Raw genomic sequence first — 3,013 nt, 5'->3', positions numbered from 1 at the left:
GGTCATGGGGTCTCCAGGTCTGGGAGCACGGACGGGGTGCGTGGAGCGGCGGGCGGTCAGGCCCGGAGGGTGGCACCGCCGTCGACGTACAGATCGTGCAGGGTGATGTGGCGGGCCTGGTCGGAGGCCAGGAAGGCGACGGCCTCGGCCACGTCGGAGGGTTCGGCGATGCGGCCGAGAGGTATGCCGGTGCGGTACGTGGCCGGGTCGCCCTCCAGGACGGCCCGTTCCCCGCTCTCGGCGCCACCGGGCGAGGCCGCCCACATGGCGCTCTGCATGTCGGTACGGGTGGAGCCGGGGCAGACGGTGTTGCAGCGCACGCCGTGCGCGGCGACCTCCAGTCCCAGGCACTTGGTGAACATCGCCGCGGCGGCCTTGGACGCGGCGTAGGCCGCCATACCGCTGCGGGGGATGCCAGCCGCGTTGGACGCGACGGTGACGATGCTGCCGCCGCCCCGGGCGGTCATGCGGCGGGCCACGGCCCGCGACACGTGGAAGACCCCGTTGGTGTTGACCGCGAAGACGGCCGCCCAGTCCGCGTCGTCGAGGTCCAGCACGGGGGCTCCGCGCAGGATCCCGGCGACGTTGACCGCGATGTCCAGGGGCCCCAGGGCGTCCTCCGCCTCGGCGACCAGCCGCTCCACGGCCGCGGCGTCGGTGACGTCCAGGGGGCGGGCGGTCACCCGGTCGCCCAGCCGTGCGGCCGTGGCCGCCACCGCGGTGGCGTCGAGGTCGGTGGCCAGCACCCGGGCGCCGCGTTCGGCCAGTGCCGTCACCACGGCTTCGCCGATGCCCCGGGCCGCTCCGGTGACCAGGGCGAGCCGCCCTTCCAGGTTCTGTCCCGTGCTCACTTGACCATGGCCTTCCGGATGTCGTCGAGGACGGAGACGGCGGCCTCGGCGCCGCCCAGGCTCGTCCACTTGGAGCCGTCGATCACCGTCGCCTGTCCGTCGCCGACGGCCTTCAGCTGCTGGTAGGCGGGCTTCTTCGTGAGCTGGTCGAGGAGCCCGGCGTCCGGACCGGCCGACGACAGCGTGCCGATGAACAGCCAGTCGCCGTCGATCTCCTTGAGGTTCTCGTCGCTGATGGGCGTCGAGTGGCCCTTGCCCTGCTCGTTCTGGATGCCGGGGCGCTTGAAGCCGAGGTCCTTCAGCACGTCGCTGATGAACACGCCCTGCTGCATGACGGCGGTGCCCTTGGCGGAGTAGCGGGCGACGGACACGGTGCCGCCGGCCTTGGGGCCGAGGTCCTTCTTGAGCGCCGCGGCCCGGGTGTCGTAGTCCGTCAGGAGCTTCGTGGCCTCGTCGGCCTTGCCCAGCGCCTTGCCGGTCAACTGGAGCGATGACTTCCAGTTCTTGCCGTTGCCGATCGTGACGACCGTGGGGGCGATCTTCTTCAGCTGTGCCAGCACCTGCTCGTCGGCCAGCTGCCCGGCGAGGATGACATCGGGCTTGGTCCGCATGACCTTCTCGATGTCCGGGCCCGTCACCGCGCCGACCACGGGGATGCCCTGGGCCTGCGCGCTCAGGTACCCGGGGGCGCCCTTCTGGCCGCGGCCGGCGGCCAGGCCGACCGGCTTGACGCCGAGGGCCAGCGCGGAGTCCAGGTCCATCTCGCTGAGCGCCACGACCCGCTTGGGGGCCGCGGGCACCTTCACCTCCGCGCCGGTGGCGTCGGTGACCGTCGTGCCGCTCTTGGCCGCGGATCCGTCCGACGAGGAGGAGCCACTGTCCGAGGACGAGGACGAGGCCGAGGAGCCGCAGGCGCTCAGGACGAGTCCGCAGACGAGGGCCATGGCCGCCGTGGCGGTACGGCGGGCGGATCGGGAAGGGAAGTGAGGCGGCGTCATGGCCTGGGGTCTCCGTTGTTCGGCTGGCGTGGCCCGGAAGGGCCGGTGCTGCGGTCCGTCTGCGCCGTCAAGGCATGCGGAACGACCGGCACCCGGACATACGGGTGCTCGGACGGCCCATCAGCAGTGGACGAGTGCTTAGGTTAGGCTAACCATATGTCGATGACGAGGGGGTTGTTGGTGAAATCTGAATCCGGGCACCGGAAGCGACCATTCCAGGGGCACTCTGTCGCCCCGGCCGCGGTGACCCTCCTCGTCCTGCTGCTGGGCCTGTGTCTGCTGTCACTGCTCATCGGCACGGGATCCAGCTCACCGGCCCGCGCCTGGGACTACCTCCTCGGCGACCCCTCGGCCCGCGCCGACCCGCAACTGCGCCTGGCCGTCGTGGACGTACGGCTGCCGCGCACGCTGGCCGCCGTCCTGGTCGGCGTCTGCCTCGGCACGGCGGGATGCCTGCTGCAGGCCGCGACCCGCAACCCGCTCGCCGAGACCGGACTGCTCGGAGTGAACTCCGGGGCCGCGTTCGCCGTCGTCGTCGGCCTCACCTACTTCGGGGCCACCTCCACGACGGCACTGCTGCTGTGGGCGCTGTGCGGAGGCATGGCCGCCAGCGCGGTCGTCCTCCTGCTGGCGGCGAGCGGCCGCGCCGCGGGCTCTCCGCTGCGCCTGGTCCTCGCCGGTGCGGCACTCGGCGCCACCTTCCACGGCATGACCTCCTACGTCCTGCTCGGCAGCCAGTCCACCTTCGACGTCTACCGCTACTGGACCATCGGCTCGCTCGCCGGAGTGCACACCTCCGACCTGCTGCCGCTGCTGCCGCTGGCCGCCGTGGGCGTCCTGGTCGCACTCGGCTGCGCCCGCCCCCTGTCCGCGCTCGGACTCGGCGACGACAGCGCCCGCTCCCTGGGCCACCACCCCGGCCGCGTCCGCCTGGTCGTCGCGGGCGCCGTCTCGCTGCTGGCCGGCTGCGCCGTCGCCGTCGCCGGGCCGATCGCCTTCCTCGGCCTGCTGGCCCCCTACGCCGCCCGCGCCCTGGCCGGTGCGCGCATGACCGGTCAGCTCGTGCTGTCGGCCCTCATCGCCGCCGACGTGATGATCGCCGCCGATGTCCTCGCACGCGTGGTCATCCGCCCCTGGGAGACACCGGTCAGCGTGCTGCTGGCC

General features: G+C 72.7%; 3 protein-coding genes. 1 reads left to right on the top strand and 2 read right to left on the bottom strand.

Annotation, left to right across the window (positions count from 1 at the left end):
- Window positions 1-56: 56 nt before the first annotated feature.
- Both K6I34_RS34575 and K6I34_RS34570 read right to left on the bottom strand, forming a co-directional pair.
- Window positions 57-851, bottom strand: a complete 795-nt coding sequence (locus K6I34_RS34575) for a 2,3-dihydro-2,3-dihydroxybenzoate dehydrogenase (protein ID WP_229332000.1) — start codon at window positions 849-851, stop codon at window positions 57-59.
- Window positions 848-1,849 carry an iron-siderophore ABC transporter substrate-binding protein gene (locus K6I34_RS34570; RefSeq protein WP_229331999.1) on the bottom strand — a complete coding sequence of 334 codons (1,002 nt, stop codon included), beginning with the start codon at window positions 1,847-1,849 and terminating at the stop codon, window positions 848-850. Before K6I34_RS34570 ends, K6I34_RS34575 begins: the two co-directional genes overlap by 4 nt.
- A gap of 180 nt (window positions 1,850-2,029) precedes the next feature.
- On the opposite strand from K6I34_RS34570, the gene K6I34_RS34565 reads away from it, so the two are divergent.
- Window positions 2,030-3,013 (top strand): FecCD family ABC transporter permease (locus tag K6I34_RS34565; protein ID WP_374231103.1); only part of this gene is annotated, 984 nt, incomplete at its 3' end.

The organism is Streptomyces sp. UNOC14_S4 (assembly GCF_020740835.1).
Taxonomy (GTDB): domain Bacteria; phylum Actinomycetota; class Actinomycetes; order Streptomycetales; family Streptomycetaceae; genus Streptomyces.
The sequence above is the reverse complement of the archived record's forward strand: the minus strand, read 5'-3'. Positions and strand labels throughout refer to the sequence as shown.

Excerpts from the sequence above, each read along its gene's own strand:
- K6I34_RS34570 (WP_229331999.1), bottom strand. The coding sequence starts at position 1,849 with ATGACGCCGCCTCACTTCCCTTCCCGATCCGCCCGCCGTACCGCCACG.